The sequence below is a fragment of the Micrococcus sp. LASM2_SD2 genome (genome assembly GCF_057364565.1).
The window spans coordinates 1-6,374 of sequence record NZ_JBNFOB010000134.1 but is presented as its reverse complement, the minus strand read 5'-3'; the positions used below and the strand labels follow the sequence as shown (position 1 = coordinate 6,374).

Genomic DNA, 6,374 nt, shown 5'->3' with positions numbered 1-6,374 from the left:
GACGCCGTCGTTTCGGGCCGCGGACGACGTCGGCGGTGGCGCGGGCAGCTGCTCAGCGCCGGCGGCGTCCAGCGCGGGTGTCTGTGCGTCAGTGGCGGAGGCGGGCATGCGGGGTTCTCCTTCCATCGGTCCTGGCGGGAGCACCCGCGCTCCACGGGCGGCGGAGCCGGGTTGCTGCGGCGTCGAGGAGCCAGGTCTCTGGTGCCGCTCTGGATGGTGTGCGCGAGCCACTGTAGGGGCTGTTCCGGCGCGGTGCAGGATCTGCGTTCGGCTGGCGGGAGGGGGTGGGTCGTCTCGGGTCACATGCGTGGAGCCGGGGCGTTCCGGGTGCCCGGCGGGGCTCGCCGTGACGCCGTGGCGAGGGGCTGCTTCCGTGGTCCGCCGGTGCCGTGTTCTGCTGGGTCCGACCCATCCAGAGCGGCCGAGAGACCCGGATCGACGACGCCGCAGCAACCTCCGCGACCCCTGTGCCCCAGGGGGCGGGACGGTGCTACCGCCGGGACCGATGGAAAGGAGCACGAGCATGTCTCTGCGCACTGCCGCCCCTCACGACCCGACCGTGAACGCGGTCCCCACCCGTCCGCCTCTCCAGGTCCGTCCGGACGTCCCGGACACGGCCGACCTCACGGCGCTGCGCCGGCGGTTCGCACCGATCTTCGAGCGCATCGCCGCCGGTGCCGCCGACCGGGACGTGCAGCGCACCCTCCCCTATGAGGAGATCCGTGAGCTCAACGCGGCCGGCTTCGCCACCCTCCGGGTGCCGCGCTCGCACGGGGGTCCCGAGGTGAGCGTGCGGACCCTGGCAGCGCTGCTGGTGGACCTGGCCGCCGCGGACTCGAACGTGGCCCATCAGTACCGCTCGCACTACGGCTTCCTCGAGTCCCTGCGCCACAAGGCCGCACCGCAGCAGGACCGTTGGTACCGGCTGGTCCTGGAGGGCGCCACCGTGGGCAACGCGTCCACGGAGACCTCGGGCAACGCCCTGGGCACCCTGAACACCACGCTCGAACGGCTGCCGGACGGCGACGCCGTCCTCACCGGGCGCAAGGGCTACGCCACCGCCTCCCTGTTCTCCACCCACACCCGCGTCTCCGCCGCCGTGACGGACGACGACGGCCGCCCCACCTCCGGACGCTGCTTCGCCGTGGTGCCCGTGGACCACGAGGGCGTGGAGCTCTACGACGACTGGGACGGCTTCGGCCAGCGGCTCACCGCCACCGGCACCGCCGTGTTCACCCGGGTCCCCGTGGACCGGGCCGACGTGTTCGAGCGGCAGACCGGCACGGCCGAGGCCGTGATCGAGGCCGCCTACTTCCAGCTGTTCCTGCTCGCCGTGCTGGCGGGCATCGCCACCGGCGCACGGGACACCGCCGCCGAGCTGGTCCGCCGCCGCACCCGCACCTTCAACACCGGCTCGGGTGCGCTCTTCCGGGACGACCCGCTGATCCAGGAGGCGGTCGGCAGGATCGCCTCCACGGCCTTCGCCGTGACCGCCACGGTGCTCCACGCCGCCGACGCCCTGGACGCCGCGATCAAGGCCGCGGACCGGGTCCGAGCCGAGCGCGGGCGGGTGAACAGGGGAGAGGACGACGACGTCACGGAGCAGGACCTGGCCCTGGAGATCTATGCGGCCGAGCTGGCCGTCGAGCAGGCCCAGGTGACCGTCCCGGAGGCCGCCATCCGCGCGACCTCGGAGCTGTTCCACGCCGGCGGCGCCTCCAACACCAGGGCGGGCAAGGCGCTGGACCGGTTCTGGCGCAACGCGCAGACGGTGGCCACCCACAATCCGATCCCGTTCCGCGCCCGGTCCGTGGGCGACTGGTTCGTCAACGGCACCCTGCCCGAGGGCCTGAACGCGATCGGCGACGCCCCGCAGGCGCCGGGCACGACGCAGGACGGGGCCGGGGGCGGCGCAGGCGCCGACGGCACCGAGGACAGCGCGGACGCCGACGACCGCATCGACGCGGACGGAGGTGCCCGATGAGTACCGCGACGACCCGCAGCACGCAGGCCGCCGACCGGGAGGGAACCGGATTCCAGCTCTGCGCATTCGACATGATGACGCCCGTGCACCAGTCCCCGGGGCTGTGGCGCCACCCCGATTCCCGCATCGCCGAGTTCGACCGGCTCTCGTACTGGACGGACCTGGCCCGCACGGTGGAGGAGGGCGGTTTCTCCGCCCTGTTCCTCGCGGACATCCTCGGCCTCTACGACGTGTACGGCGGGGGAGTGGACGCCACCGTCCGCGGCGGCGTGCAGTGGCCGCTGCTCGACCCCTTCAGCGCGGTCTCCGCGATGGCCGCGGTGACCGATCGGGTCGGCTTCGGCATCACCGCCTCCGTCACCTACGAGCAGCCCTACCTGCTGGCCCGCACGCTCGCCTCCCTGGACCACTTCACCCGGGGGCGCATCGGCTGGAACATCGTGACCAGCTACCAGGACTCCGCCGCCCGGAACCTGGGGCTGGAGTGCCAGCTGCCGCATGACGAGCGCTACGACCGCGCCGACGAGTACCTCGACGCGATGTACCGCCAGTTCGAGGGTGCCGTGGAGCCCGGCGCCGTCCTCGCCGACGCCACCGCGGGAGTCTTCTCCGACCCGGCGAAGGTCCACCCCGTGGGGGCGGACGGGGAACACATCCGCCTGCCCGGCGTCCCGCTCGCCCATCCGGGCCCGCAGGGCACCCCGTTCCTCTTCCAGGCCGGCGGCTCCCCGCGCGGCCGCCGGTTCGCCCGGGACCATGCCGAGGCGGTCTTCTACATCGGCCCCACCACGGCGCACGTGCGCGGTTCGTGGAGCAGACGCGGGCCGAGCTGGAGACGGCCCGCCGTCCCGTGGACGCCATCCGGGTGTTCGCCATGGTCACCGTGGTGGTGGCCGAGACGGACGAAGAGGCCCAGGCACGGTTCGCCGACTACACGCAGTACGTGGACGTCGAGGGGGCCCTGGCGCTCTTCGGCGGGTGGACCGGTGTGGACCTGGCCGGCCTGGACCCGGACCAGCCGCTGGAGCACGTGGAGAACGAGACCTCCCGCACCGCGCTCGCCGCCTTCACCACCCAGTCCCCGGACCGCGCATGGACCGTGCGCGAGGTGGCCGAGTTTGTCAGCATCGGCGGCCGCGGCCCCGTGATCGTCGGCTCGCCACAGACGGTGGCCGATGAGCTACAGCGCTGGCAGTCCGAGACCGGCGTGGACGGGTTCAACATCTGCGCCGCGGTCCGCCCCGCCGACCTCGAACGCTTCTCCGCCCTCGTCAGCCCGGAGCTGCGCCGTCGCGGCCTCCTGATCGAGCCCGAACCGGGCCGGACCCTGCGCGAGAACCTCACAGGCGCCGGCCCGACCCTGCCGAGCACCCACCGCGGCGCGGGCTTCAGGCCCGAGCCGACCCCCTCCGCCGTCCCCACTCCCCGCGAGGAGGCACGATGATCAGCCTGCGACACGTCACCACCGAGTTCGCCGTTCCCGGCGGCACGTTCACCGCCGTCGAGGACGCCAGCCTCGAGATCCCCGCCGGCAGCATCCAGGGCATCATCGGGTTCTCCGGAGCCGGGAAGTCCACCCTGCTGCGCAACATCAACCTCCTCGAGCGCCCCACCTCAGGCCAGGTGCTGGTCGACGGCGTGGACCTGACCTCCCTCTCCACGGAGGAGCTGCGCCGCGCCCGTCACGGGATCGGCATGGTCTTCCAGAACTTCAACCTCGTGAACAACCTCACCGCGGCACAGAACGTCGAGCTGTCGCTGAAGTTCTCCGGGGTGCCGGCGCAACAGCGGCGCCGCAGGGCCCTCGAGTCGCTCGAGATCGTCGACCTGGTGGACAAGGCCCGGGCCTACCCGGCGAGCCTGTCCGGCGGGCAGAAGCAGCGGGTCGCGATCGCGCGTGCCCTGGCCACCCGCCCCGGGGTGCTCCTGTGCGACGAGCCGACCTCGGCGGTCGACCCCAGGACGACCGCCTCCGTCCTGCAGTACCTCGCCGACATCAACCGGGAGCTCGGGATCACCACCGTGATCGTGACCCATGAGATGAACGTCGTCCGGGCCCTCGCCGACCACGTGGTGGTGATGGAGGCCGGGCGCATTGTGGAGCGCTTCGCGCTCGCCGAGCTCGAGGCCGGCACCTTCGTCCCCACCACCTCGATCGGCTCCCACCTCGTCGCGGACGAGATCGTCCTCGACCGCGGGCAGACCGCCCGCGCGGCATCCGAGACCCTGCAGGAGGCCCGTCATGGCTGAGACCCTCGCACGCCTCGTGGAGGTGGCGCCCGAACTCTGGACCGCCCTGCGCCAGACGATCGTCATGCTCCTCATCGCCATACCGCTGGCGGTGCTGCTGGGCACGCCCCTGGGGATCTGGCTCCACACCCACGGACCCCGCGGGCTGCGCTACACGCCCCGTGCGCATCGGATCGTCGACGCGGTCGTCAACGTGGTCCGGTCCTTCCCGTTCCTCATCCTGCTGATCGCCATCATTCCGTTCACCCGCTTCGTGGTCGGCACCACGATCGGCACGGCGGCGGTCATCGTCCCCCTGACCATCAACGCGATCCCGTACTTCGCGCGGTTCGTGGAGCAGAACCTGGGGCAGCTGGACCAGGGGGTGGTCGAGGCCGCACGCGCCATGGGCGCCACGCGCAGCCAGATCATCCGCGACGTCCTCCTGGTGGACGCCCGTCCGGCGATCGTCGGCTCGGCCACGATCATGACGGTCTCCTTCATCTCGTACTCGGCGATGGCAGGACTGGTGGGAGGCGGCGGCATCGGGGACTTCGCGATCCGCTACGGCTACTACCGCTACGAACCGGCCCTGATGGTGGTCGCGATCCTGCTGATGATCGCCCTCGTGGCCGTGGTGCAGACCGGCGGCGCCCGGTGGGCGCGGTCGCTGGACAAGAGGAGCTGAGCGGCATGACCGGACTGCAGACACACCTCCCCACCCGGCGTGCCGTGGTGCGCGCCGGAGTCCTCTCCGCCCTCGGGGCCGGGGCCACCGGCCTGCTGAGCGGCTGCGGCGCCGTGGACCTCGTGGCCGGCACGGCGGACACCGTGCCGGTCCGGGACCCGGACGACCGCACGCTGCGGATCATCGTCACGGAGTCTGAGCCGTACCAGGAGCCGACGGAGATCGCCCGGGGCCTGCTCGCCCGGCGCGGCTGGGAGCTGAAGCCCACGTACGTCACGGACATCATCCAGCCCAACCAGGCCGTGGACGAGGGCTCCTTCGACCTCAACTTCTTCCAGCACGTGGCCTACCTGAAGCAGTTCAACAAGGACTACGGCACGCAGGTGCAGCCGCTGTTCTACGTGTACTCGCTGCCGGGCGGGCTGTACTCCGCACGCCACTCCAGGCTGGAGGACATCCCGGAGGGGGCCACGGTCGCGCTTCCGGTGGACCCGTCGAACAACGGGAGGGCCATCGTCCTGCTGCGGGACGCCGGCCTGATCACCCTCAAGGACGACCACCAGAGCATCATCGAGGTCTCCCAGTCCTCGATCGCATCGAATCCGCGCGGGCTGGACCTGGTGGAGCTCGACCAGCAGGCGCTGCTGAACACCCACCCGGACGTGGACCTGGGCTTCCTGTCCCTGCGGAACGCCGCGGTCCTGGGCCTGACGAAGGAGGACGCCCTCGTGTTCGAGGACGGAGGGGCCGAACGGCCCTTCCGGATCCTCGTGGGCGCCCGGCCGGAGTTCGCCGGGACGGAGGCGGCCAGAGTGCTCCGCGAGGCGTACCAGTCGCCGGAGGTCGAGGAGTGGTTCGCCGGCTACCAGGGCGGGATCCTGCCCCGCCCCTGGGATGCGGACGCGATGCGCGACTACGCGGAGGTATGAGGGGGGCGCCTCGGAGCATGACCCGCCACCCGTCCCCGTCCCCGACCCCTCGTTCCGATCGGGAGCGTGCGCCGCAGGCTCCCGATCGGAACGAGGCCTCCGTCACCGCGGTGACCATACGCCGGACCCGTGCCGGGGCACTCCGCCCACCCGGCCGTCGTCGTGCCAGCATGGAGCCATGAGCACCGCGTACACCGACCTCGCCGACCGCTTCTCCGCCGCCTTCGCCGCCGTGGCCGCGGCGAGCGGGGCGCGCGAGGCCGGGGCGGCACCTGCCGTTCGCGGCGCAGCAGCAGCTGCGGGAGGCCGGGCTGGGACTGGTCTCCGTCCCGGAGGACGCCGGGGGAGAGGGCGCCGGCCATGACGCGGTGCTCCGCCTGCTCATGGACCTGGCCGCGCAGGACGTGAACACGGCGCACCTGTGGCGCTCCCATCTGGTGTTCGTGGCCGCCGTGGACGACCAGCCCGCCAAGACCCGCACCCGCTGGATGAAGCGCCTGGCCGCCGGCGACTGGGGCGCTCCGCGCTCGCCGAACGGGCGGCG

General features: G+C 72.4%; 5 protein-coding genes and 1 pseudogene. All 6 read left to right on the top strand.

What is annotated here, in order from left to right; translation table 11 throughout:
* Nucleotides 1-523 precede the first annotated feature (523 nt).
* The 6 genes and pseudogenes from AC2W7A_RS08085 to AC2W7A_RS08060 all read left to right on the top strand — a co-directional run bounded on the left by AC2W7A_RS08085 (nt 524) and on the right by AC2W7A_RS08060 (nt 5,830).
* Complete coding sequence (locus AC2W7A_RS08085) at nt 524-1,984, top strand: acyl-CoA dehydrogenase family protein (RefSeq protein WP_485990908.1); 1,461 nt, start codon at nt 524-526, stop codon at nt 1,982-1,984.
* Nucleotides 1,981-2,727: pseudogene (locus AC2W7A_RS08080) on the top strand (LLM class flavin-dependent oxidoreductase); the annotation flags it as partial. The gene AC2W7A_RS08085 and the pseudogene AC2W7A_RS08080, both read left to right, overlap by 4 nt.
* 65 nt (nt 2,728-2,792) lie before the next feature.
* Nucleotides 2,793-3,428 carry an LLM class flavin-dependent oxidoreductase gene (locus AC2W7A_RS08075; RefSeq protein WP_485990907.1) on the top strand — a complete coding sequence of 212 codons (636 nt, stop codon included), beginning with the start codon at nt 2,793-2,795 and terminating at the stop codon, nt 3,426-3,428.
* Nucleotides 3,425-4,234, top strand: a complete 810-nt coding sequence (locus AC2W7A_RS08070) for a methionine ABC transporter ATP-binding protein (protein ID WP_485990906.1) — start codon at nt 3,425-3,427, stop codon at nt 4,232-4,234. The genes AC2W7A_RS08075 and AC2W7A_RS08070 overlap by 4 nt, the downstream gene beginning before the upstream one ends.
* Nucleotides 4,227-4,901 carry a methionine ABC transporter permease gene (locus tag AC2W7A_RS08065; protein ID WP_485990905.1) on the top strand — a complete coding sequence of 225 codons (675 nt, stop codon included), beginning with the start codon at nt 4,227-4,229 and terminating at the stop codon, nt 4,899-4,901. The genes AC2W7A_RS08070 and AC2W7A_RS08065 overlap by 8 nt, the downstream gene beginning before the upstream one ends.
* Nucleotides 4,902-4,906: 5 nt before the next feature.
* Nucleotides 4,907-5,830: a MetQ/NlpA family ABC transporter substrate-binding protein gene (locus AC2W7A_RS08060; protein WP_485990904.1), complete on the top strand. Its 924-nt coding sequence runs from the start codon at nt 4,907-4,909 to the stop codon at nt 5,828-5,830.
* Nucleotides 5,831-6,374: the final 544 nt, after the last annotated feature.

Bases quoted from the DNA above. Each gene is read 5' to 3' on its own strand.
- AC2W7A_RS08070 (WP_485990906.1), top strand. From the start codon at position 3,425: ATGATCAGCCTGCGACACGTCACCACCGAGTTCGCCGTTCCCGGCGGC.
- AC2W7A_RS08065 (WP_485990905.1), top strand. From the start codon at position 4,227: ATGGCTGAGACCCTCGCACGCCTCGTGGAGGTGGCGCCCGAACTCTGG.
- AC2W7A_RS08060 (WP_485990904.1), top strand. From the start codon at position 4,907: ATGACCGGACTGCAGACACACCTCCCCACCCGGCGTGCCGTGGTGCGC.
- AC2W7A_RS08085 (WP_485990908.1), top strand. From the start codon at position 524: ATGTCTCTGCGCACTGCCGCCCCTCACGACCCGACCGTGAACGCGGTC.